This window comes from Lysobacter gummosus, from assembly GCF_001442805.1.
GTDB classification, from domain to species: Bacteria; Pseudomonadota; Gammaproteobacteria; order Xanthomonadales; family Xanthomonadaceae; genus Lysobacter; species Lysobacter gummosus.
Genome location: NZ_CP011131.1, coordinates 2,285,961 through 2,307,039, shown reverse-complemented (window position 1 = coordinate 2,307,039; position 21,079 = coordinate 2,285,961). Strand labels below are relative to the sequence as shown.

The 21,079-nt window shown below is 67.9% G+C and carries 26 protein-coding genes; 13 read left to right on the top strand and 13 right to left on the bottom strand.

Annotated elements, in window-relative coordinates; all coding sequences use genetic code 11:
- Positions 1-390 precede the first annotated feature (390 nt).
- A complete protein-coding gene (locus LG3211_RS09620) occupies positions 391-1,341 on the top strand; it encodes a glycoside hydrolase family 19 protein (protein WP_083512427.1) in 951 nt (316 codons plus the stop codon).
- Between the two features lie 401 nt (positions 1,342-1,742).
- On the opposite strand, the gene LG3211_RS09615 is transcribed toward LG3211_RS09620, so the two are convergent.
- From LG3211_RS09615 to LG3211_RS09605, 3 genes are all read right to left on the bottom strand, one after another.
- Positions 1,743-2,324 carry a hypothetical protein gene (locus LG3211_RS09615; protein WP_057942642.1) on the bottom strand — a complete coding sequence of 194 codons (582 nt, stop codon included), beginning with the start codon at positions 2,322-2,324 and terminating at the stop codon, positions 1,743-1,745.
- Positions 2,325-2,406: 82 nt separating this feature from the next.
- The gene (locus LG3211_RS09610; RefSeq protein ID WP_057942641.1) at positions 2,407-3,897 is read right to left on the bottom strand and encodes a PhoPQ-activated pathogenicity-related family protein; all 1,491 of its coding nucleotides are present in this window, start codon (positions 3,895-3,897) and stop codon (positions 2,407-2,409) included.
- Positions 3,898-3,995: 98 nt separating this feature from the next.
- On the bottom strand, positions 3,996-4,406 hold the full coding sequence (locus tag LG3211_RS09605; RefSeq protein WP_237049863.1) for a hypothetical protein: 411 nt from the start codon (positions 4,404-4,406) through the stop codon (positions 3,996-3,998).
- A gap of 431 nt (positions 4,407-4,837) precedes the next feature.
- Between LG3211_RS09605 and LG3211_RS09600 the strand changes: the two genes are divergently transcribed.
- The gene (locus tag LG3211_RS09600; RefSeq protein WP_057942639.1) at positions 4,838-5,968 is read left to right on the top strand and encodes a linear amide C-N hydrolase; all 1,131 of its coding nucleotides are present in this window, start codon (positions 4,838-4,840) and stop codon (positions 5,966-5,968) included.
- A gap of 104 nt (positions 5,969-6,072) precedes the next feature.
- Positions 6,073-7,437: a S41 family peptidase gene (locus LG3211_RS09595; RefSeq protein ID WP_057942638.1), complete on the top strand. Its 1,365-nt coding sequence runs from the start codon at positions 6,073-6,075 to the stop codon at positions 7,435-7,437.
- Between the two features lie 218 nt (positions 7,438-7,655).
- On the opposite strand, the gene LG3211_RS09590 is transcribed toward LG3211_RS09595, so the two are convergent.
- The 3 genes from LG3211_RS09590 to LG3211_RS09580 all read right to left on the bottom strand — a co-directional run bounded on the left by LG3211_RS09590 (position 7,656) and on the right by LG3211_RS09580 (position 9,415).
- Positions 7,656-8,249: an HAD family hydrolase gene (locus LG3211_RS09590; protein WP_057942637.1), complete on the bottom strand. Its 594-nt coding sequence runs from the start codon at positions 8,247-8,249 to the stop codon at positions 7,656-7,658.
- An 87-nt stretch (positions 8,250-8,336) separates the two neighbouring features.
- Positions 8,337-8,633 (bottom strand): PAAR domain-containing protein, encoded by a 297-nt coding sequence (locus LG3211_RS09585; protein ID WP_083512423.1) that lies wholly within the window; start codon positions 8,631-8,633, stop codon positions 8,337-8,339.
- A 140-nt stretch (positions 8,634-8,773) separates the two neighbouring features.
- Complete coding sequence (locus LG3211_RS09580) at positions 8,774-9,415, bottom strand: hypothetical protein (protein WP_148648832.1); 642 nt, start codon at positions 9,413-9,415, stop codon at positions 8,774-8,776.
- Between the two features lie 305 nt (positions 9,416-9,720).
- Here LG3211_RS09580 and LG3211_RS09575 point away from each other — a divergent pair, with 305 nt between their 5' ends.
- The 5 genes from LG3211_RS09575 to LG3211_RS09555 all read left to right on the top strand — a co-directional run bounded on the left by LG3211_RS09575 (position 9,721) and on the right by LG3211_RS09555 (position 13,012).
- Positions 9,721-10,047 (top strand): cyclic-phosphate processing receiver domain-containing protein, encoded by a 327-nt coding sequence (locus tag LG3211_RS09575; protein ID WP_057942635.1) that lies wholly within the window; start codon positions 9,721-9,723, stop codon positions 10,045-10,047.
- Positions 10,048-10,220: 173 nt separating this feature from the next.
- A complete protein-coding gene (locus LG3211_RS09570) occupies positions 10,221-11,084 on the top strand; it encodes a DUF1684 domain-containing protein (protein ID WP_057942634.1) in 864 nt (287 codons plus the stop codon).
- 281 nt (positions 11,085-11,365) lie between these two features.
- Positions 11,366-12,268, top strand: a complete 903-nt coding sequence (locus LG3211_RS09565) for a DMT family transporter (protein ID WP_057942633.1) — start codon at positions 11,366-11,368, stop codon at positions 12,266-12,268.
- A 20-nt stretch (positions 12,269-12,288) separates the two neighbouring features.
- Positions 12,289-12,714, top strand: coding sequence for a GNAT family N-acetyltransferase (locus LG3211_RS09560; RefSeq protein ID WP_057942632.1), 426 nt, complete (start codon positions 12,289-12,291; stop codon positions 12,712-12,714).
- A 58-nt stretch (positions 12,715-12,772) separates the two neighbouring features.
- The gene (locus LG3211_RS09555) at positions 12,773-13,012 is read left to right on the top strand and encodes a hypothetical protein (protein ID WP_057942631.1); all 240 of its coding nucleotides are present in this window, start codon (positions 12,773-12,775) and stop codon (positions 13,010-13,012) included.
- A 25-nt stretch (positions 13,013-13,037) separates the two neighbouring features.
- Here the strand turns inward: LG3211_RS09555 and LG3211_RS09550 are convergent, their stop codons facing one another.
- On the bottom strand, positions 13,038-13,463 hold the full coding sequence (locus tag LG3211_RS09550; RefSeq protein ID WP_057942630.1) for a VOC family protein: 426 nt from the start codon (positions 13,461-13,463) through the stop codon (positions 13,038-13,040).
- 69 nt (positions 13,464-13,532) lie between these two features.
- Here LG3211_RS09550 and LG3211_RS09545 point away from each other — a divergent pair, with 69 nt between their 5' ends.
- Positions 13,533-14,162: a TetR/AcrR family transcriptional regulator gene (locus LG3211_RS09545; RefSeq protein WP_057942629.1), complete on the top strand. Its 630-nt coding sequence runs from the start codon at positions 13,533-13,535 to the stop codon at positions 14,160-14,162.
- Between the two features lie 107 nt (positions 14,163-14,269).
- Positions 14,270-14,641, top strand: a complete 372-nt coding sequence (locus tag LG3211_RS09540) for a VOC family protein (RefSeq protein WP_057942628.1) — start codon at positions 14,270-14,272, stop codon at positions 14,639-14,641.
- 4 nt (positions 14,642-14,645) lie between these two features.
- Here LG3211_RS09540 and LG3211_RS09535 read toward each other — a convergent pair whose 3' ends face one another.
- Both LG3211_RS09535 and LG3211_RS09530 read right to left on the bottom strand, forming a co-directional pair.
- Entirely contained in the window at positions 14,646-15,515 is an 870-nt protein-coding gene (locus LG3211_RS09535) for a LysR family transcriptional regulator (protein WP_057942627.1), read from the bottom strand.
- A gap of 100 nt (positions 15,516-15,615) precedes the next feature.
- Positions 15,616-16,545 (bottom strand): hypothetical protein, encoded by a 930-nt coding sequence (locus tag LG3211_RS09530; protein WP_148648831.1) that lies wholly within the window; start codon positions 16,543-16,545, stop codon positions 15,616-15,618.
- A gap of 203 nt (positions 16,546-16,748) precedes the next feature.
- Here LG3211_RS09530 and LG3211_RS09525 point away from each other — a divergent pair, with 203 nt between their 5' ends.
- Positions 16,749-17,339 carry a hypothetical protein gene (locus tag LG3211_RS09525; RefSeq protein ID WP_057942625.1) on the top strand — a complete coding sequence of 197 codons (591 nt, stop codon included), beginning with the start codon at positions 16,749-16,751 and terminating at the stop codon, positions 17,337-17,339.
- 61 nt (positions 17,340-17,400) lie between these two features.
- Entirely contained in the window at positions 17,401-17,988 is a 588-nt protein-coding gene (locus LG3211_RS09520) for a hypothetical protein (protein ID WP_222837592.1), read from the top strand.
- Positions 17,989-18,015: 27 nt separating this feature from the next.
- Here LG3211_RS09520 and LG3211_RS09515 read toward each other — a convergent pair whose 3' ends face one another.
- From LG3211_RS09515 to LG3211_RS09510, 3 genes are all read right to left on the bottom strand, one after another.
- On the bottom strand, positions 18,016-18,639 hold the full coding sequence (locus LG3211_RS09515; protein ID WP_148648830.1) for a hypothetical protein: 624 nt from the start codon (positions 18,637-18,639) through the stop codon (positions 18,016-18,018).
- A gap of 27 nt (positions 18,640-18,666) precedes the next feature.
- Entirely contained in the window at positions 18,667-18,816 is a 150-nt protein-coding gene (locus LG3211_RS26345; protein WP_187313163.1) for an SRPBCC family protein, read from the bottom strand.
- 65 nt (positions 18,817-18,881) lie between these two features.
- Positions 18,882-19,652, bottom strand: coding sequence for a hypothetical protein (locus LG3211_RS09510; RefSeq protein ID WP_057942623.1), 771 nt, complete (start codon positions 19,650-19,652; stop codon positions 18,882-18,884).
- 162 nt (positions 19,653-19,814) lie between these two features.
- Here LG3211_RS09510 and LG3211_RS09505 point away from each other — a divergent pair, with 162 nt between their 5' ends.
- Entirely contained in the window at positions 19,815-20,669 is an 855-nt protein-coding gene (locus LG3211_RS09505) for a hypothetical protein (protein ID WP_057942622.1), read from the top strand.
- 7 nt (positions 20,670-20,676) lie between these two features.
- Here LG3211_RS09505 and LG3211_RS09500 read toward each other — a convergent pair whose 3' ends face one another.
- Positions 20,677-21,045, bottom strand: a complete 369-nt coding sequence (locus LG3211_RS09500) for a hypothetical protein (protein WP_057942621.1) — start codon at positions 21,043-21,045, stop codon at positions 20,677-20,679.
- Positions 21,046-21,079 lie beyond the last annotated feature (34 nt).

Sequence of the window (21,079 nt, the reverse complement as noted above, 5' to 3'; positions counted from 1 at the left end):
CCGCGCCGCGGGTGAAAACGGTTGCCGCATCGCAACGCAAGTGCGACCGCGGTCGCCCCGGCAGCGTACGCGCGCACCGGATTGCGCAGGCATCGCGCGGCCGAGACCTTTTTCGCGACCGCTGCCCGGATTCATCTTTACCGCCTGGTTACAGTCGCCCGCGGGTCGCCCACCAGCGTCGCCACGCCGCTACACGCGGCAGCGTCCGGATATCGCACCGGCCGCGGCAACGCGGCGCATGGGACGGCCGCGCTCCATCGCGGGCGTGCTGCACGAAGCCCCTATTCCATAACGATCAGATCGCCGCCAATCGCAAGTCCACGCATTCGTCGCGGTTGTGCGGCATGCGTACCCCGGGGGGACCGAGAGTCCATTGCCTGAGGATACGAAATGAACGCACCCATCCACTCGCGCCGCACCGGCGCCTGGGCCGCCGGCCTGTTCGGCCTGCTCTGCGCCCCCGCCGCCTTCGCCGCTCCGCAAACCGCGGCAGCGAACACATCCGACACCTTGCGCGCGACCGCCGTCGTCGCTCCCGCCGCGGCCTGCAACTCCGTGGACTGGACGCGCGGGGTCAACTACACGCTCGGCACCATCGTGCGTTATCCGCCCAACGGCCAGTACTACAAGCTGGTCAACGTCGGCAGCAACGGCAGCGACGGCACCGATCCGACCATCAGCACCTGGTACTGGCAGCCGACCACCTGCGACGGCACGCCGCCGACCGGCGGTTTCGTGGTCACCGAAGCGCAGTTCAACCAGATGTTCCCGAACCGCAATCCCTTCTACACCTATGCCGGGCTGGTCGCGGCGATCCGCTCGTATCCCAACTTCGCGAAGGAAGGCGGCGACACCATCGCGCGCCAGGAAGCGGCGGCATTCCTGGCCAACGTCAACCAGGAAACCGGCGCGCTGCAGTACATCCGCGAATTGAACCAGGCCAACTGGGATCACTATTGCCAGCCGGCCGGCACCTGCGGCGGCAAGCAGTACTACGGCCGCGGCCCGATCCAGCTGAGCTGGAACTACAACTACGCCTCCGCCGGCAGCGCGCTCGGGCTGAACCTGCTCAACGATCCGGACCTGGTCGCGACCAATTCGGCGATCTCCTGGCAGACGGCGCTGTGGTACTGGATGACCCAGCGCGGCGGCGCCAGCAACACCCCGCATCAGGCGATGGTGAACCTGCGCGCATTCGGCGAAACCATCCGCGCGATCAACGGCGGCATCGAATGCAACGCCACCGGCATCGGCCATCAGCAGATGCTCAACCGCGGCGCTTACTACCGCAATTTCGCCGCGATCCTCAACGTCGCGCCGGGCAATAACCAGACCTGTTGATCGGCTTGCGCGCCCGGCCGCGAGGTTGCGGCCGGGCGCGCGATGTTTCGGATCTGAGTGGGCTTGGAGTCTGTGCGAACGCTCCACTTTATTTCGGCGACATCGAACATCCAGTGCGTTTCGTGCGAGAGCGACTGAAGTCAACGCGGGCTCACTTTACTTCGACGAAGCCGAACATCCAGGAACCTCAGCGCCACCCCTCCAGAACGTCATTCCCGCGAACGCGGGAATCCAGAGACTTCAAACGTTCTCGCACGAAAGGCACTGGATGTTCGGCTCCGCCGAAGTAAAGCGGAGCCCGCGTTCGCGGGAATGACGGCCTGGAGACATTGAACAGGGTCTTGCCAATCCGCCTGCATTCGTTGGCATCGCCGCGCGGCAACCGCCCCGCGCCCCATCCATCACATATCGAACGCCGCGCAACCAATTTCCTGCGTGCCCTTCTGCTCGCCGGCGCGCACGAACTGGATATCCGGCATCGGCACGTCTTCGCTCGGCGGCGCGGTCGCCACGCCCAGGCTGTAGTACTCGCGATAGATCTCCGGCAGCGGCTTGGCGTCGATCGCCGCGCGCGCCTGCTCGGCGCTGGCGTCGACCACCACGGCGAAGGTCGAACCGCTGCCGAAATCGTAGTCCACGCGCCGCACCGGCAAGCCGTGCAAGCGGATCGGCCGGCCCGGCGTCAGCGTGCCGCCGCCGGGGCCGACTTCGCCGATCGAGCTTTCCGCGCTCACCGTCACTCCCGCGTCGCGCAAGGTCTGGGCGAAGGCCGGCTCCTGCACGTCGGAGAAATATTCGCCCTTGCAATCGGCGTTGGCGGCGACCCAGGCGGCGAAATCGAACGAGGACGCGGCCGCAGGCTTGGCGCCCGCGGCGTTGGCCGTAGCAGCGGCGGGCGCGGCCTTGTCGTCGCCGCCACCGCCGCAAGCGCCGATCGACAGCGCCAGTGCGCATACCGCCGGCCACGCGATCGTCTTGTTCATGCCGCTTCCTCCGTCGGGGCGGCCAGCCTACTCCTTCGCGGCGACACGCGCAGCGCCTGCGCCACGCGAGAACCGCCGCGACTTACTGCGGAACCATCAGACACGCACCGGTGCCGTTCGGCGGCGGCTGTTGCGGATAGTCGTGCTCGGGGTACACGTACACCGGCGAGGTCGCGATGAAGCCGTCGGCGAACGAGAATTCCACGAACGCCGCCGACCAGCCGCTGGCCGGCTTCTCCAGCGCGATCTCCACCGAGTTGCGATTCACCTGCACCGCCTGTTCGCGATAACGCACGCCGCAGGCGAAACGGAAGTCGCGCCCTGAAGTATTGTCGGCGACCCACAGCTTGGCCGCGACCGGCCGCTCGGAGGCGCGCGCTCGCAGGCTCAGGCGGCCGTCGCGCTCGCTCAGCCGCGAATCCACCGACGGCAGCGCCTGATGGCGGTTCCAGCGTTGCAGCGCCGGGATCAGCGTTTCGCGGATATGCCGGCGAATGCCGCCGTGATCGGAATTGGGCGCCGCGCGCAGGCTGGTCGCGCCGGGCAGATCGTCCAGGTACAGCCGCTGCGCATCGGCGGGAAAGAAATCGTCGCCGCTGGCGTTGACCAGATACTTCGGAATCCGCAGGCGCTGGCGATGACGCGTGCTCAGATAGGCGTAAGGGTCTTCGATCTGCATCAGTTCGGCGAACTCGGGCTGGTTGTAGCGCGTGGTCACGCCCTCGGCGTGATAAGGCAGCAACGCGATCGGCCAACCGCCGCCGTAGGTCTTGTGGATGTGTTCGATCAATTTCTGGATGCGCATGTCGATCACATACGACACCAGGCCCTGCACGCGCGGATCGCCGATCGCGGTCAGCCATGCGGTCCAGGCGCGCTTGGACGCGCCGGTGACGACGAACGAACGCACCCGCCATGCGCTCAGCTCGCGCTCGGCCAGATCCATCGCCTTGACCGCGCTTTCGGCCATCGGCACGTGCAATGGCAGCGTGGCGTTGCTGGCGGACGGTTCGTCCATGAAGCGGCGCCAGGTGGCGGCGACCAGCACGTCCTCTTTCTTCGGCGCTTCGCCGGGCAGGGTCAGGTATTGGTTGGGAACATCCGACAGGCTGATCACGATGGTGTGCGTGGCCTTGGCCACTTCCAGCGCCAGGGTTTCGTCGAAATCGCTCGGCGGCCGCACCGGGTCGCTGCCGTTGGCGCGGTTGCTGCCGTTGTTGATCACCAGCAACGCCGACTTGGGCCGCGCTACGTCGGGGATATAGATATCGACCTGATGGGTCCATTCGTCCGGAACCGCGCCGCCGCTTTCCGGCCAGCGCTGCGAGTACAGCCGGTAGCTGCGCTTGTGCGCGCCGTCGAGCACGGTGCGGCCGAGGCTTTCGTAGCGCAGCGGCACGCGCGCCTGGCGCTTGCGGTAATCGGGCCAAGCCTGGCTGTAATCCGGATGCGGATGGCCGAGCGATGCCGCCTGCGCCGCGGGCGCCGCCGCGACGGGACCGATTGCGGCGAACGTGGTCGCCAAGGTCAAACCGGCCGTGAACACGGCCCGCTGGATACGCTGCTTGATCACGGCCGCGTCCTCGATGCGTTTTCAGGGGCGCCCAGCCTAAACGGAAAGTGTCAGCCCGCCTGTGCCTGACTGCCGGATTCCGCCGCCGCGCGCGGCCCCTACAGCGACGACCAGGCGCCGATCAGGCCGGTCAGATGGGCGATGCCGATCGCCAGGCAGATCGCAGAACTCCAATACCAGAACGGCGTCGCCGGCTGCGGCACCGAGGCCACCGCCATCGGCACCACCGCCAGTCCGCGCAGCAGATACACCGCGGTGATCAGGCACAGCGCGGGTTTGAGCAAGGGCAAGGGGCCGATCGCACCGGCGCCGGACAAGGCGTAGCCCGCCCACAGCATCAACAGCGCGGAAATGCCGGCCGTCACCACCGCCGGATACGCGCGCCCGGCCTCGGCCATTTGCGCCATGCGTTCGCCGGCGCCGAAGAACCGGTACCACGACGGTCCGCCGACGATCACGCCCAGATGCAGCACCGCCGCGCAGGCGCTCGCCATGCCGGCCAGCAACAAGCAAGGGTGCGAAAAACATTGAAACATGCGCCGACCGGTCCCTGGATGTGAGTCGAGCCGGCCGCCACGGGCCGACGTGCGGGCAGCATGGCCGCCGCGGGCACGTACTGCGCGTGCCAAAAGCAACACTAAACCCGATCCGCGAATCGCGGAAGTGGCCCGCGCGCCGCAGGCCGGGCCGAACTCCACCGCCGCCGACGACGCCTCGGGTCATGAAAGTCAGCCGCCCCTGGCCGCATGCGCGCCGTCGCCGCGTTGTTTATTCCGCCGTCGCCTCCGGCACGGTCTGGCTTGATCGCCGCGCCCCGCCGCGGCGGCCGGTTTTACCCGTTCGATCGCACCGCAAGTCTCCGCACGACGCAACGCAGCGGCCGCGACATTCCGCCGCACCGACTCGTCCCTTTTTCTATCGCCCAGGACAGGAGCTACGCATGTGCACTAATTTCTTGTTGGCCGTTCCGAACATCCCCGCCACCGGCGGCAGCGCCACCCAGTACATCTCCTCGCGCTGCATGGAACTGACCGGGGTGATGAAGACCTCGATGTACCTGGTGCCCGCGCAGCAAGTTTTTCCGCTGATCAAGAACGGGTCGGTGTCGTGGACCGGCACTTACGGCTTCGTCGCCCTCGCCGATCCGTCCGGCATGCCGGTGTTCCCGTGCTTCGTCGATGGCATCAACAGCGCCGGCTTGTCCTGCGCTTCGCTGTGGCTGCCCGGCACCAGCTACGCCGCCAGCGCCAGCAGCAATGCGCTGGAGTACTACGACCTGGGCGCGTGGATCATGAGCCAGTTCGCCACCGTCGATGAGGTAGTGCCGGCCTTGGCCGGCATCAACGTCATCGGCCCGGCGCCGGGCTCGGATCTGTACAAGCCCCTGCATTTCATCGCCACCGATCCGACCGGGGCCAGCGTGGTGATCGAATTCATCGACGGCGCGATGAACGTCTATCCGCCCAGCTACGACAACGGCGCGACCCAGGACGGCGTGCTGACCAACTCTCCGACCTACGACTGGCAGCGCACCAATCTGGCCGACTACGTCAACCTTAATGTCGAAGGCAGCGGCACCTCCAGCACCAACACCTCCGGCCCGCCGGTCGGCGCCGGCCTGCTCGGCCTGCCCGGCGACATCATGTCGGCCTCGCGCTTCGTCAAGGCCGCGACCTTACGCAAAGGCTACGGCAAGCTGCCCAGCGACGGCACCGGCTGGCTGCCCACCGTGCCCGATGCCGGCGCGACCGGCAGCACCCAGACCATCGTCAGCGCCGCGCTGTCGCTGGTGCAGATCATCCAGGCCACGCCCTACGCCAGTGCCTTGATCAGCCCGGCCACCAGCGCCGCCGCGCCCACGGTCGGCGACTGGACCATGTGGCAGGTCGCGCGCGATCACACCAACGCGGTCTATTACTTCAGCTCCGCGTTCAATCCCACCGTGCAGAAGGTCGATCTGAGCGAGGTCGATTTCGGCGGCGGCAGCGTCAAGATGTCGGCGCTGAAGACGATCCCGGTGCTGCCCTCGCCCGGCGCCTGGTACAACGACGCCTCCAGCAGCTTTGCCTGAGCCCGCGTTGCGACGCTCCGGCGCCTGCGCGCATCCGTGTCGGAAAGGCCGATCGAATGCCGCCCGTCGCGCCCTCGCGCGACGGGTCCACACAGGAGAATCCAATGCGCAAGGCACTGCATCCGTCGCTGTCCCGTCTGTCTTCGCTGCTGGGGCTGTTGCTGTTGGCCGGCGCCGCCCAGGCCGGTGCTGTATCGCCGCGCGACGCTGTCGCCGACGTCGCCTCGGCGATCGAACGCAATTTCTACGATGCGCAGCGCGCGCGTGCCATCGCCGAGGAACTGCGCGGCGAAGCCGCCCAGGGCCGTTACGACCGCTATGCGGACCCGCGCGATCTGGCCACCGCGCTGAGCGATCGCCTGCATCCGCTGGACGCGCACTTCCGCGTCAACTGGCGCGACCCGGCGCAACCGGGCCCGGCGCCGCAGGGCCATCGCCGGTTGCCGCCGCCGGGCGCCGCACCCGGGCCCGGGCCCGGGCCCGCGGCGGGACCTGCGCCGGTGGATTTCAGCCGCCGCGGCAACTACGGCCTGCGCAAGGTCGAAGTGCTGCCGGGCAATCTGGGCTATATCGATCTGCGCGAGCTTCCCGACTTCGCCTTCGGCGATGCCAACGCGCCGGCGCGGCGCGCGCTCGACGCGGCCTTGCAGCTCATCGTCGCCACCGACGCGGTGATCATCGACCTGCGCGACAACGGCGGCGGCTCGCCGGCCGCGGTCGGCTATCTGACCAGCGCCTTCACCGCCAGGAACGCCGACATCTACAACACCTTCCGCTGGCGCGAAGGCGAGCGCATGCGCAGCGACAGCGAAGCCCCGCGCGACTGGTATCGCGACCCGCGCCTGCAAGTGCCGCTGTATCTGCTGACCAGCCCGCGCACCGCCTCGGCGGCCGAAGCGCTGGCCTACACCCTGCAAAGCGCGGGCCGGGCGAAAGTGATCGGCGAGGCCAGCGCCGGCGCGGCCAATCCCGGCGGAGATATCGCTTTGAAGGACGGCTTCAGCGTGTTCGTTGCCAGCGGCTCGCCGACCAATCCGATCACGCACAAGAACTGGGAAGGCAGCGGCGTCGCCCCGGATGTCGCGGTGCCGCAGCGCGAGGCGCTGCAGACCGCGCAGCAACTGGCGCTGGAACGGGTGATCGCCGCGGCGCCGGCCGGCGCCGACACGCTGGACGCGCGCTGGACCCTGGAAGCGCTGCGCGCGCAGTCCGCGCCGAACCGCGACACGCCGGCCGCCGCCGATTACCTGGGCCAATACGATCGCATCCAGATCGGCGCCGACGGCGGGCAACTGGTATTGCGCAACGGCCAGCGTCCGCCGCAAACGCTGATCGCACTGCAGCGCGATCTGTTCTTCGTCGATGGCAACCCGGGCCTGCGCGTGCGCTTCGAGCGCGGCGACGACGGCCGGGTGACGGCGCTGGAAACCCTGCGCGCGGACGGCAGTTCCAACCGCTATCGGCGTTGAGCCGATCGCGGGATTCGCCGCCTGGGCCGCGCGGCGGCGAACCGGCCGCGATTCACAACGGCGATACGCGCGCGTTCTCCATCATGCAGAGCGTCGCAGCCTGCTCCGGCGCCCCCTATCATCCCGCGCCCGGTCGGGCTGACGGCGCTCTGCTTTTGTTCGCGCGCACGGATCGCGCGCCGCGCCCACGTTTCGGACCGACAACGCAGACGCCGCGATCAGGCCACTTCCCGCCAGCGGTAATACTTGCGATCGGCCAATGCCAGCAAGTCCAGATCCTCGACCGTGTCGCCGTAGGCGTACACACTGCCGTAGTCGCTCAGCTCGATGCGCTCGCGTACCCGTCGCGGCTTCTCCGCGCCGCAGCAATCGCGGCCCAGATAGCGGCCGGTCAGCACGCCGTCGCGGGTTTCCAGATGCGAGCAGATGTATTCCAGCCCCTGTGCGTCACACCAGGCCGAAACGAACAGTTCGAGATTGGCCGTGACCACGACGATGCGATCGCCGCGCTCGCGATGCCATGCGATGCGCTGCATCGCTTCGGGCCGCAGTTGCGTAGCGACCACCTCATCCAGATAACGCGCGGCGGCGACGCGTACCTCCTGCTCGCGCCGGCCGCGATAGCCGAACGCGACGATGCGCCGGCGCACCGCCTGGCCCGAGACCCAGCCCAGCTTGTAGCCGATCACATGCGGCGCGAGCAGGACATTGCCCAGCCACAGACGGCGGCGGCCGACGCTGGCGCGGACGAAACCCGGAAAGGTTTCGCGATGGGTGATGGTGCCGTCGAAATCGAATAACGCCAGATCCATGCGGCGGTTGATCCTGAAACCCGGGCGACGCCGCCCGCGCGGAGTCTAGCCGGCGCCGCCGCGCCGCGCATGCGCCGCTGGATCCGGCTACATCTCCCGCGCCGCGGCGAAACCGCCGCCCATCTCGGCGATGCATTGAATCTGGCTGCGCGAAATCAGGATGCAGCCGCAGGCGCAGAAATCGCCGTGGCGCGCGGCCGCGCGGCCGTCGATCGGATGCTCGCTGTCGCCGGTCACGATGGTGGTCATGCCGTGCACGCCGCATTGCACCGCGTCGCCGATGCGTGCCCAGGCCAGGCCGCCGGCCGGGTCGTGGGCCGCGCCGCTGAGCACGGTGCCGCCACCGCTGGTTGTATCGCCGACCTTGATCCAGTAACGGGTCATCGCCCACCTCCTTCCCGAATGCTCCAGCCCTGCCTGCACGACGCTGTAACGGCTCCGCATCGCCTGCGTGATCGATCGCTGCGCATTCTTCGACCAGGGTCATCTAGAACGGTATTTTCGATTGCAATTAATAGCAATTATCAGTTGCCAATCACGCTTTCGACGATGCCGCCGGGATTCCCGGCCAAGGCGATCGCCGACCCTGTAAACGGCAATACGAGTTCGTACCTGGGCGGATGCGTTCCGTGTGCCGGAAATGCGACGGGGACCGTGGCCGAGGTACCGAATTGGGTGACCCCGCGGCCCAGGATCCGGGCCAGGTCGTAACGCGCGCCCTGGAACTCGAAGGCGCGGCTGTCGATCAGGCGGGCGCTGAACACGTTGTCGCCCAACACCGGCACCGAGGCGCCGCCGACCTGCGCGCTCACCGTGCTGCCGACCACCAGCCCGGTGCGCCGGAACGTGGCGATGCGCTCGCCCTGCGCGAACGACTCTGGCCGGTCGAAATCGCCGCCCGGTACGCGCTGCAGATACACCGAGAACTCCCCGACCGGGTCCAGCGCTAGGTTCAAGGCGCCGTTGCTGACCGCGCGCGCCTTGAACGGCTTGGCCGCGAAGGTGAAATACGCCGCGCCCTCGCCGGGTTCGCTGTCGAACATATCCCCGACGATGCCCGACAGATGCAGGAAATAGCCGTAGTCGGCCAGCCAACCTTCGCCGGTGCGGTAAAAACGCCCGGTGACGTACCAGGCCAGTTCGGCGGGCGACAACAACGAGGACATGCAGGGCTCCGTGATCAGGATCGGCGCCGTATCGAAACCGCGGCGCCAGTGCGGCGCGCATTCGAAACCGCAACCGGGAACGAACAAGGGATGTCGCCGCAGACGACATCCGTGTCGTCTGATAACGCCCGCGGGCAGGTTATGGAGGACACGCCGTGAGCGCGGATATTCCGAATCGTGCGACAGCGCTCACTGGAATCCGACCGCGCCCGCAGTTTTCGCCATATGCCGCGCGCGGCGGCGATCTTGCCGATGCGATCGATGCGGTGTCAGGATGCGGCGACTCTCGCCAGGGACCGCGGACGATGCGCGTATATCTCGATGACGAACGCGTGACGCCGCCGGGTTGGCGGCGCGTCTATTGGCCGGACGAAGCCATCGCGCTGCTGGAAACCGGCGATGTCGCCGAGCTGAGCCTGGATCACGACCTCGGCGACGACGCGCGCGGCACCGGTTACGACGTGATCGTCTGGATCGAGCGCGCGGTGATCGAACGCGGCTTCGTGCCGCCGCGGATCGCCGTGCATTCGGCCAATCCGGCGGCGCGGACGCGGATGCTGGCGGGGATCGAGGCGGTGGAGCGCGCCGCGGGCCTGCGTGCGACGTCGGGGCAAGCGCGCGACGGCGAATGAGACCGCGACGGTCGGCGGCGCGCGCGCCGCCACCGTTCGTCGGCTTATGACAATGCAGTACATGCACCGCAGCCCATCGGCGGTTAATTGTCACCTCGCTCCCCCTACTTTCGGGGCAGGCGCGCCGCGCCCACTGCTGGCACAGTCGCCCCGCCCTTCAACGAGACCCGCCCATGCGCCCGTTACTGTATTCGGCCTTGTTGTTCGGACTGTCCTGCGCGGCGCACGCCGACCCGCGCCAGGACTGGGACGCCTTTCGCGCCGCGATGATCCAGCAGGCCAGCGGGCCGACCGGGATGTACGCGATCCAGGACGTGACCGTCATCGCCGCCGGCGCCAGCGCGCATCTGCCCGCCGGACAGAAACCGGCCGACGCGCGCTGGGCCAAAGACGCCGGCGGCAAGGACGAAGTGCGCGTCGGCTATCGCGACGGCAAGGCGATCGTCGAAGGCCCGGGCGTGGCGGCCACCGATCTGCTCAAGGCCAAGGATCAGCAGCAGGCGCTGCCCAACGGCCTGACCGTGCGCGGCACCGTCTACGAAGATTCGCTCAAGGTCTGGCTGTACAACCCGGCGCGGGTCGCCACGCACTACAAGGGGATGTCGTTCTTTCCCTACGATCCCAAGGGCGTGGTCACCGCCACCTTCACCCGCAAGGACGTGCCGGTCGGCGTGAGCCATCTGGATTCGCGCAATCACACCGGGCTGATGTACTGGATCGGCGACGTGCAGCTGCCGATCCAGGGCAAGACCTACACCTTGCGCGCGTTCAACAAGGAGCGCGACTGGTCGAAGATCAACCACGTGCTGATGTTCGTGACCGACAAGACCTCGAAGAAAACCAGCTACGGCGGCGGCCGCGCGGTCGGAGTCACGTTCGAACCCGGCGCCGCGCCGAAGACCATGACCGTCAACTTGAACACGATGTACAGCTTCCTGTGCGCGCATTCGGACTACTTCAACTGCCCGATCAACCTGACCACGTTCGTGCCGGTGGAGCTGAAGTACGGCGAGAAGTATCCGCCGGGCGGGCATTGAGGCCGGGCCGGCGCGCATGGGCGCCGGCTTGAGTCGAATGTGCGGCCGCGCGGATCAGCGCGGCGCCTTGTCCACCATTGTTTCGCCTGCTCGCGATAGCGGGTTCGCGACAGCGCGCGCCCAAATTTACCGCCGCGCCTATCTCTCGCCAGCCCGGTCCCGGCCGCTCAGGCGCTGAGGGCAACCGGCCAAACTGGCTCCATATAAGTCCAGGCAACTGGCTCATCCCAGGGTCCACAACCGCCCTAAGCTGATCGCATCGGATCAGCCCAGGAGTCGCCATGAGCCATCTCGCCACCGCCGCCGGCCTGTCCCGGCCCCGCACCGGGCTGCGCGACTGGCTCAGCCCTCTGGAGCTGTGCGCGCTCGCCTCGATCTGGGGCGTGTCGTTCCTGTTCATGCGCGTGGCCGCGCCGCAGTTCGGGCCCGTCGCGCTGGTCGAGCTGCGGCTGGCGCTGGGCGCGCTGGTGTTGGCGCCGCTGCTGTGGAAAGCGCGCGCGCAGTTCCCGCTGCGGCTGTGGCCGAAGCTGGCCTTGATCGGCGCGATCAACTCGGCGGTGCCGTTCACGCTGTTCGCCTGGGGCGCCGAACGCGCGCCGGCCGGGATCGGCGCGATCACCAGCGCGATGACGGTGCTGTTCACCGCGCTGGTCGGTTTCATGTTATTCGGCGAAAAAATCGGCAGCCGGCGCGCGCTCGCATTGGCGAGCGGTTTCGCCGGCGTCGCGGTGTTGGCGGCGGGCAAGACCGCCGGCGCCAGCATCGGCTGGGCGGTGGCGGCGGGCTGCGCGGCGGCGTTCTTGTACGGCGTCGGCTTGAATCTGGTGCGTCGCCATCTGGCCGGTCTGCCGGCGGCGGCGGTCGCTTCGGCGACGCTGGGCAGCGCCGCGTTGCTGATGCTGCCGCTGGCGATCGCGAATTGGCCGGCGCATGCGATCGGCGCGCGCCCTTGGGCCGCGGCGCTGATGCTCGGCGTGTTGTGCACGGGCCTGGCCTACGTGCTGTTCTATCGCCTGGTCGCGCGCATCGGCGCGGCGCGCACTTCGATGGTGACCTACCTGATTCCGCTGTTCGGCGTCGCCTGGGCCTGGCTGCTGCTGGATGAACCGGTGACCGCGAGCATGGCCGTGGCCGGCGTGCTGATCCTGGGCAGCCTGGCGCTCAACCAGCGCGCCGCGCACTGACACTTTACGGAGAGCATCCCATGCAATGGATCGAGCGCATCGACGACACCGACTGGAACGAACTGTCGGCGCTGTACCGCATCGCCCCGCTCGGCGAGAAGAGTCCCGAGGATCTGCGCACCACCTTCGGCAACAGCCGCTACGTCAGTCTGGTCTACGAACACGGCCGCCTGGTCGGCGCCGGCCGCGCCCTCGCCGACGGCGTGGATTGCGCGTATCTGTGCGATATCGCCGTGCATCCGGATTACCAGGGCACGGGCCTGGGCAAGGCCATCGTCGAGCATCTGCGTCAACGCGCGGCCGGGCATCGCAAGATCATTCTGTACGCCAATCCCGGCAAGGAAGGCTTCTATCGCCGGCTCGGCTTCAAGCGCATGAACACCGCGATGGCGATTTTCGCCGACGAAGCCGGCGCGCTCGCCAAGGGCGTGGTGAGCGCGGATTGAGCCGGCGTCGCGGCGCGCGTTAGCATCCGGCACTCCGCCGCGACGAGCCGACGACCCGATGCCGCAAGCCGATCACCTTCGCCTGGCGGCTCTCTGGATCGGCGCGATAGTGTCGATCTGCGGTTTGTCGCTGCTGGCCGCGGATCTGTACCTGCACTTTCACGACGGCGTCGTTCACGTCGCCAAGGGCCGCTATTTCCGCGTACAGCGCAGCAGCGTCGCTCTGATTATCGACGCGGCCGTGATCGTGCTGGGCGTAAGCCTGTCGATCTGGGCGCGCTTGCGCCGCGCCGGCTGACGGCCGCATCGAATCAGCCACCCGATCAAGTCGGCAACGCGCCAGCCTCGTACTGCGCCGCGAACTCGGCGCTGGGCGCGATCGGCTGGATGATGTCGATCAGCACGCCGTTGGGATCGGCGGTGATGAAGTGGCGCTGGCCGAAGGCCTCATCGCGCAGGCTCAGCAGCAGCGGCAGCCCGGCCTCGCGCAGCCGCTCGTGGACCGCGTCCACGTCCTCGACTTCGAAGTTCAGCAGCAGCCCGCCGACCCGCCCGCGGCCGGATTCGGGAATGGTGTGGTGGCCGCCGTCCAGCACCGCCAGATTCACCGACGGGTCGTCGGCCGATTGCAGGTGCACGTACCAGTCGGCGGTGAACAAGGCGACGAAGCCGAAATGGCGCTGGTAGAACGCGGCGGTGCCGGCGACGTCGCCGGTCATGATCACGGGGTAATAGCTGGTGACTTTCATTGGTTGTGGGCCTCGGCCGGGTGACATACAGTCTGTATGTAAATCGACATTAACGTACAGGCTGTATGTATGCAAGAGTCTCGTCCGCGTCGTTCGCCCTCCCCCGGCCCGCGCAGCAATCGCGAGCGCACCGAAGCCACCCGCCACGCCCTGCTCGAAGCGGCGCGCGGGCTGTTCGTGAGCAAGGGTTACAGCGATACCTCCACGCCCGAAGTCGCGGTCGCCGCCGGCATCACCCGCGGCGCGCTCTATCACCACTTCATCGATAAGCGCGATCTGTTCCGCCATGTCTTGCAGCGCGAGGCGCAGAGCGTGCGCGAGGAGATCGTCGCGGCCACCGCGGACGATCCGGACCCGCAATCGGCGCTGAGCGTCGGCGCCCAGGCTTATCTGCGCGCGATGACCGTGCCCGGCCGCACCCGCTTGTTGCTGATCGACGGCCCCGCCGTGCTCGGTCTGGCCGACATCGCCGCGATCGACGAGGCCAACGCCGCCGACACCTTGCACGAAGGCCTGGCCGCCGCGCTCGGCGAGCACGAGGTCGATGTCCCGGCCCTGGCGAAATTGCTGTCGTCCGCGTTCGACCGCGCCGCGCTGGAAATCGACGCCGGCGGCGACGCCGAACGCGTGGGCGAGACGATGGCGTGGTTGCTGCAACGCGTGCTGGAGCGGCCCGCCGCCAAGCCGCGCAAGCGTTAACGGCGCGGCGCCGCATCACTGCTGACAAACCCCGACAGTGCCGCTGCCTAGCATGGGCACCGAGCCGGCACTCGCCCGCTCCACCGCCCTTTTCCTGGAGCGTCGCCATGCTCGATAGCAACTTCGTCCTGCTCTACGTGGACCGTCCCGACGCCAGCGCCGCGTTCTATCGCGAACTGCTCGGCAAGACGCCGGTCGAATCCTCGCCCACCTTCGCCTTGTTCGTGCTCGATTCGGGCATGAAGCTCGGCCTGTGGTCGCGGCATACGGTAGAACCCGCCGCGCAGCCGGCGTTCGGCGGCGCCGAACTGGCGTTCCCGGTCGGCGATTACGCCCGCGTCGACGCCATCCACGCCGAATGGAACGAGCGCGGGCTGCGCATCGCCCAGGCGCCGACCGATCTGGATTTCGGCCGCAGTTTCGTCGCGCTGGACCCCGACGGCCACCGCCTGCGCGTGTTCGCGCCCGCGCCGCAATAAGCGCTTACGCCGCGGTCTTTTCGATCCACTGCGAAAACGCCGCGGCGCCGTCGCCCGCCGGTTTCAGCGCCAATCGCGTCAGCCAATAGCCGCCGGCGTCCAGCATGGTCTCGAACGGCTGCACCAGCCGGCCTTCGGCGAGTTCGCGCGCGAACATCGAGGCCGGCGCGAGCGCGACGCCGAGTCCCTGCAACGCGCATTGCACCATCGTCAGCGAGGAATCGAAGATCGGCCCGTTGATCGGGCCGTTCGGCACCGCCTGCGCCGCTTCGAACCACAACCGCCAGTCATCGACGAAGTACGAACGCAGCAAGGCGAAGCGCGGCAGGTCCTCGGCGCGGCGCAGTTGCGCGGCGATCACCGGCGTGCACAGCGGCGTGACCGGCGCGTTCATCAGGAACCGGCTTTCCATCCCCGGCCACGCGCCGCGGCCGTAGCGGATCGCGTAGTCCAGGCCTTCCGCGGCCGGATCGACGCGGTTGTTGTGCGTGCTCACGCGCACGTCCACCGACGGATGCAGGCGCGCGAACTCGGCCAGTCGCGGCAACAGCCAACCGCTGGCGAAGGTGCCGACCGCGCCGACGTGCACCACTTCGCGCGCCAGACCGTCGCCGACGCGGTCCAGGGCATCGTCGATGCGGTCGAAGGCTTCCTGGATCGCCGGCAGCAGGCTCAGCCCTTCGTCGGTCAGGGCCAGGCCGCGCGGCAGACGGCGGAACAACTCCACGCCGAGCTGATTCTCCAGCAGCCGCACCTGATGGCTGACCGCCGCCTGGGTGACGTTGAGCTCATCGGCCGCGCGGGTGAGGCTGAGCGCGCGCGCGGCGGCTTCGAAGACCTTCAGTGCGCCCAGATTGATACGTGCGTGCGCCATGGCGTTTCCAGTATTGAACGGGCCTGTGCATGCGAATGCCGCATCGGCCGGGTGCGCAGATTCAAAGCGCCCGCGCCGCCAGTGTCAACGTCGGGCGCGATCAGCGCCTGATCGCGGTCGCCGGCACCGCTTGTTCCTGCAACGCCAACTCGGCCTGCCGTTCCAGCAGATAGTCGTACCACTGCTGTTGCACGCCCTCGACCGGGCCCAGCGCCGCTTCGAACTCTTTCAGCGATCCGTTGCCGCGAATCAGCCCGCGATAGGCGCTCGCGTACTTGCCGTCCTGGTAGTGGAACAGGAAGTGCGACAGGCTCCAGTACTCGATGTAGTAGGTATTGAGATAACGCCCGCCGATGTCCGGGCCGGTGCCGTCGATGAGTTTGCGCAATTCGATCAAGCGGCCTTCGTCCAGATCGCGCTGCAGCGAACCGCTCAGTTGCAAGTCATCGACCCACCAGATCGGATAGGTGTCTGGATCGATCCGTCCGGGAGACAGGCGATTGTTCTCCAGCCGGCTGGTGCCGAAATACGTCGCCAGCCCTTCGTTGATCCATTTCGCCGTCGCCATGCCGGCGCGCTCGGCGTTCAACTGGTGGGTGGCTTCGTGCAGCATCCAGTGATACGGGTTGCCGCCGCCGTCGGCGTAGTACGCGTGGCAGTACGGCTTGCGATAAAAGGCCTCGGCCCAGGGCATGCTGGTGTTGTACTGGGAGAATTCGTGCTTGTCGCGATACAGGATCAGCTTGAGCCGCGGCGCATCCGCCGCGGCCGCCGGCAGATCGAAGAAGCGCCCGTAGGCCCGATGCAGCGCCTCCACCGCGGCCGCGACCTGCACAGTGCGTCGCGCCGCGGCAGTGCTGAAGATCGCGTAGTGATCGGTCTGGAATTCCTGCGCGCCCGGCGGTATCCGCACGGGCGCCGGCGCTGCGCGGGCCGGGACCGGCGCGGGCGGCGGCTGGCTTTCGCCGCAGGCGGTGCACAGGCTCGCCGCCAGCGCGAGGATCGACAGAGTCTTGCGTGCGGTGGGCATCGGCGTCGCATCCTGCGTGAGAGTCGGCCCGAGCGCATCACCCCGGTCGCGATCATTCTCGGGCGAAGCGGCGATCGCGCGCAATCGCCGCCCGCGCAAAGTGGCCTGGATGACGTCGCCTAACTGGCCCTGGAGCGGGCCCGGCCTACGCCACACAGTGCAGCGGCGGCCGCTCCCGCGCGGCCGGAAAGGAATACCGCTCGATGAGCGCAAGAAACAGCCTGACCTTCGCCGTGATCGCCGGCGGCCTGGCGGCCTTGCTGGCGATCGCTCCCACCGCCGCGCAACGCGCCCACGCCGCCGCGGGCGATGCGCCCGCCGACGGACAAAACGGTTTCGACTTCGAATTCGGCCGCTGGACCAGCCACGTCAAGCGCTTGAAGCAACCCTTGAGCGGCTCCGACGAGTGGGTCGAGTACCAGGGCACGACGGTGGTGCGCAAACTTCTCGACGGCCGCGCCAATGTCGCCGAACTCGATGTCGCCGGCCCCGCCGGCCGCATCGAAGGCGTGTCGCTGCGCTTGTACGATCCGCAAAACCGGCAGTGGACGATCCACTACGCCAGCCTGCGCGACGGCGCCCTGACCGCGCCGATCACCGGCCGCTTCGAACGCGGGCGCGGCGAGTTCTACGGCGAGGACCGCCTGGGCGACCGGCCGATCCGCGTGCGCTTCGTGATCCGTTGCGAAACCCGCGACCGCTGCCTGTTCGAACAGGCCTTCTCCGCCGATGCCGGCAAGACCTGGGAAATGAACTGGATCGGCACGGACACGCGCGTGCGCGGCGGCGGCTAGCCCGCGATCCCCTCGCGCCTCCACCCTTGTCGCGCTTCCTCCTCACTCAAACAGGCCGTTCATGACGCCAGACCCCGACCGCCGCCGCATCGTGCAACTCTCGCTGCTCACCGCCTTCGCCGGCGCGATTCCGGCCGGCATCGCCAGCGCCGAAGCACACAACGGCACCGCGACCGCCGACGATCCCGCGCGCGCGTTCGACTTCTTCCTCGGCAGCTGGCAAGTCCGCTATCGCCGTCTCAAGGAGCGCCTGCTCGACAACCACGATTGGGAGGAGTTCGACGGCGTGTGCAAAGTGCAGCCGATGTTCGGCGGCCTGGCCAACATGGACGAAAGCAGCGTGCATCGCCCGGGCCTGCCGTATCAGGGCATGGGCCTTCGCAGCTACGACCCCGCGCGCAAGATCTGGGCCGACTGGTGGCTGGACACGCGCAACCCGCACAAACTCGACCCGCCCATGCTCGGCGGCTTCGCCGACGGCGTCGGCACCTTCTTCGGCAAGAACACCGTGCGCGACCAGCCGGTCAAGGTCCGCGGCGTGTGGTCGAAGATCACCGCGACTTCGCTGCAATGGGAGCAGGCGTTTTCGCCGGACGACGGCAAGACCTGGGAGACCAATTGGGTGTCTCGGTATAAGCGCGTGGCGTGATCGCCCACTGCAACGATGCAGCCTGACCTATCCAGGCGGATCCGGCGATGCGAGCGCCGCACGCGGATCGCTGCCGCAATCGCATACCGGTTCCAACGACCGGCACGACCGAGGCACCCACCATTGCTCGACATAACCATCGCCCAGCGGCGACAGACGGATCACGCCCGGGCCCGCGCCGACCAACCACGAATCGCCGAGCGCCTGCACCGAATCCGGCTGTATCCAGGGCCAATTGTTGTTCTCATAGACCGTCTGCTGGCTGCGCTTGTGCAGATCGACCCGGATAAGGCCGGTATGAGTCAATACGGTCCATTGGCCATGATCGATATCCGCCGCGGCTCTGGGCGCCTCGTTCAAGATTACCGGCCGGTGTATCCGCCAACTGCGCGCGTCGCGCCGTTCGAATCGGAAAATCACCCCGCGGTCGGTGCCCAGGTGGCCCAAGCCTTCGAGGATGTAAACCTCGCCGCCGAATTGCGTCGAGGCGATCGCGTTGACATTTTTCATCACGAAGCCGGCGCTGCGATCCTTGGGCTTCCATTCGATGGTGCCCTCGAATTCGCCATGATCCGTGCCGATCAGCGTGCCGTCGGCCAAATCGACCCGAACCGATGGATTGGTCCTGGGCCGTCGCGGTGCGATGCTCAAACGTCCGCCGGGCGCGGTGCCCACGGTCTAGCGCACGCGCGAATCGTACACGCATTGCCATCCGCTCTCGCTCGATGGCGGATCGATCGCTACCCAGCCCGGCGGCACTTCGCCCTCACCGATCGTCAGCGGCGTACCCGCTGCGGCAGCGGCCAGAAGCCAGCTCATCCAGATCATTGCATCGCTCCCGGACCCGCGTCCGTATCTTCAACCTTGCCGCGAATAGCCATCGCCCGATGCGACTAAGCTGCGCACTTGCAATCAGGCACCTTGAGTTGCCTGCAACTCGCCGGCACCAGCCACTGCTCGATGTAGCGCTCCCCCAGCGGCACCAGCCGGATCACGCCGTGGCGCGCACCGATCAGCCAGGAGCGGCCGAGCGGACGGATCGAATCGGGATATATCTGCTCCCATTGCCGATTGCGATACAGCGTGTGCGGCCATAGCCTCGGCAACTCCATCCGGATCACGCCAACGGAGGTGACCAACATCCAGTCGGAGTTGTTCGCCCGCACCCCGGCGGTCGGCGCGGCGCCCAGCTCATGCGGGCCGGTGATGCGCCAACGCGGGCCGTCGCCGCGCCCAAAGCGCAGGACCGAACCGCGGTTCTGGTCCATATGCATCAGGCCTTCGGCGATGAACACATCGCCGTTGAACACCGTCGCCACGGCCGGATTGAGGCCGTCGTAGGCGAAACCGCCCCCCGGCCGTTTCGGCTGCCATTCGATCGATCCGCCCCATTCGCCCCTGTTCTCGCCCACCAGCACGCCGTCGGGCAATTCCACCCGCAGTCCCGGATCGGCTGTCGCCGCGGCGGCCACGATGCTGACCCGATCGGCGGAATCTCCCTGCACCTTCCAATGCTCGGGCGATTGATTGATGCACGACCAATCCGCGGCCTCGCGCGGCGGATCTACCACCACCCAGCCCTTGGGCACCTCGCCCTCGGCGATCGGCGGCGGCGCGGCTGTGCCTGCCGCCGCGGCCATCACGATCCAGCTTGCCCACAACATGCGACTGCTCCTTGTCGATCCAGGCTCCGTCCGCCCTTGCCAAGACTAGCGCGGCTGCGCCCGGATCGCCCGCCGCGCAACAAATCCCGTCTGTCAACGCCTGACGCCGCGCCCGCAACTGCCTACAATGCCGCCCCCACTGCTGTCGGCTGGCCCTGTTTCATGGAAATCCTGATCAACGAGTCGCTCAAGGCCTATATCGATCCGCTCACGCCGGACGAATACGAGGCGCTGGAAACCAGCATTCTGGCCGAGGGCTGCCGCGACGCGCTGGTGCTGTGGGGCAGCGTGCTGATCGACGGCCACAACCGCTACGGCATCTGCCGCAAGCACGACCTGCCATTCCAGACCGTGCAGAACACCCGCTTCCAGTCGATGGACGACGTGCACCTGTGGATGATCGACCAGCACCTGGGCCGGCGCAGCGTCTCCGATTTCCAACGCGGCGTGCTGGCGCTGCGCAAGCGCGAAATCCTCGCCGCGCGCCGCGCGCTGGCCGAGGAGCAGCGCGCCCAGGCCGAGGCGGCGACGCCGGAGCCGGACACCGCGCCAGCCGTGGCGCAGGCGCCCGATCAGGACGCCGACGGCGCGCCGCCGTGGTCCAGCGACGCGCCCGCCGGCACCACCGTGTTCGACAGCCGCGAAGACCTGGCCAAGGCCGCGCGCCTGAGCAGCAACCAGGTCGGGCTGATCGAGAAGATCCAGAAGCAGGCCACGCCGGAAGTCGTGGCCGCGGTGAAATCCGGCGCGATCTCGATCAACGCCGCGGCCGCCGTCGCCACCCTGCCCGCCGAAGAGCAACGCGCCGCGGCCATGGCCGGCGGCGACGAGCTCAAGCAGGCGGCCAAGCGCGCGCGCGAATCCAAGCGCAAGCCGCGCGAGCCCAAGGCGAACGATGCGGCTGCGGCCGGCGATGCCGCCGAGCTGCAGGCCTTGCGTCAGCGGGTCGAAGAATTGACCGTGGAGAACGAAGCGCTGAAGCGCGAGATCGCCGAGTTGCAGGCGGCGCTGGCGTAAGCGCCGGCTAGCGCACCACGCGTAAGCGCGCCGCAGCCGCGGGCGGCCCCGGCGGCTGCGGATCTGCGTCTTCGCGCCGCGGCGATTCGATATCCCAGCGCACGAAGCGCAACATCGCCAAGCGCTCGCGCAATTGCTCTGCGACCTCGTCGAGCATCTCGCCGATCGTAAGCTGGGTTTGTTTGACGAACGGCTGCGCCAACAGCTCGGTCACGTCCGCGGGCGCCATGGCGGCGATATGCAGGAGGATGTCCTGCGCCAACCGGGCGAATTCGTCCGTGCGCTGCGCGAAGTCGGTTTCCAATCCGAACTCAGCCAGCACGCCGATCCGCTGGTGATGGACGTAGCTGTGTATCGAACGCACCGGATAGAACATCGCGCACTACCGTGATGGCGTGGAGTGTCCGGCC

Bases quoted from the DNA above. Each gene is read 5' to 3' on its own strand.
- LG3211_RS09620 (WP_083512427.1), top strand. From the start codon at position 391: ATGAACGCACCCATCCACTCGCGCCGCACCGGCGCCTGGGCCGCCGGC.
- LG3211_RS09615 (WP_057942642.1), bottom strand. From the start codon at position 2,324: ATGAACAAGACGATCGCGTGGCCGGCGGTATGCGCACTGGCGCTGTCG.
- LG3211_RS09600 (WP_057942639.1), top strand. From the start codon at position 4,838: ATGTGCACTAATTTCTTGTTGGCCGTTCCGAACATCCCCGCCACCGGC.
- LG3211_RS09595 (WP_057942638.1), top strand. From the start codon at position 6,073: ATGCGCAAGGCACTGCATCCGTCGCTGTCCCGTCTGTCTTCGCTGCTG.
- LG3211_RS09590 (WP_057942637.1), bottom strand. From the start codon at position 8,249: ATGGATCTGGCGTTATTCGATTTCGACGGCACCATCACCCATCGCGAA.
- LG3211_RS09585 (WP_083512423.1), bottom strand. From the start codon at position 8,633: ATGACCCGTTACTGGATCAAGGTCGGCGATACAACCAGCGGTGGCGGC.
- LG3211_RS09580 (WP_148648832.1), bottom strand. From the start codon at position 9,415: ATGTCCTCGTTGTTGTCGCCCGCCGAACTGGCCTGGTACGTCACCGGG.
- LG3211_RS09575 (WP_057942635.1), top strand. From the start codon at position 9,721: ATGCGCGTATATCTCGATGACGAACGCGTGACGCCGCCGGGTTGGCGG.
- LG3211_RS09570 (WP_057942634.1), top strand. From the start codon at position 10,221: ATGCGCCCGTTACTGTATTCGGCCTTGTTGTTCGGACTGTCCTGCGCG.
- LG3211_RS09565 (WP_057942633.1), top strand. From the start codon at position 11,366: ATGAGCCATCTCGCCACCGCCGCCGGCCTGTCCCGGCCCCGCACCGGG.
- LG3211_RS09560 (WP_057942632.1), top strand. From the start codon at position 12,289: ATGCAATGGATCGAGCGCATCGACGACACCGACTGGAACGAACTGTCG.
- LG3211_RS09555 (WP_057942631.1), top strand. From the start codon at position 12,773: ATGCCGCAAGCCGATCACCTTCGCCTGGCGGCTCTCTGGATCGGCGCG.
- LG3211_RS09550 (WP_057942630.1), bottom strand. From the start codon at position 13,463: ATGAAAGTCACCAGCTATTACCCCGTGATCATGACCGGCGACGTCGCC.
- LG3211_RS09545 (WP_057942629.1), top strand. From the start codon at position 13,533: ATGCAAGAGTCTCGTCCGCGTCGTTCGCCCTCCCCCGGCCCGCGCAGC.
- LG3211_RS09540 (WP_057942628.1), top strand. From the start codon at position 14,270: ATGCTCGATAGCAACTTCGTCCTGCTCTACGTGGACCGTCCCGACGCC.
- LG3211_RS09535 (WP_057942627.1), bottom strand. From the start codon at position 15,515: ATGGCGCACGCACGTATCAATCTGGGCGCACTGAAGGTCTTCGAAGCC.
- LG3211_RS09530 (WP_148648831.1), bottom strand. From the start codon at position 16,545: ATGCCCACCGCACGCAAGACTCTGTCGATCCTCGCGCTGGCGGCGAGC.
- LG3211_RS09525 (WP_057942625.1), top strand. From the start codon at position 16,749: ATGAGCGCAAGAAACAGCCTGACCTTCGCCGTGATCGCCGGCGGCCTG.
- LG3211_RS09520 (WP_222837592.1), top strand. From the start codon at position 17,401: ATGACGCCAGACCCCGACCGCCGCCGCATCGTGCAACTCTCGCTGCTC.
- LG3211_RS26345 (WP_187313163.1), bottom strand. From the start codon at position 18,816: ATGATCTGGATGAGCTGGCTTCTGGCCGCTGCCGCAGCGGGTACGCCG.
- LG3211_RS09510 (WP_057942623.1), bottom strand. From the start codon at position 19,652: ATGTTGTGGGCAAGCTGGATCGTGATGGCCGCGGCGGCAGGCACAGCC.
- LG3211_RS09505 (WP_057942622.1), top strand. From the start codon at position 19,815: ATGGAAATCCTGATCAACGAGTCGCTCAAGGCCTATATCGATCCGCTC.
- LG3211_RS09500 (WP_057942621.1), bottom strand. From the start codon at position 21,045: ATGTTCTATCCGGTGCGTTCGATACACAGCTACGTCCATCACCAGCGG.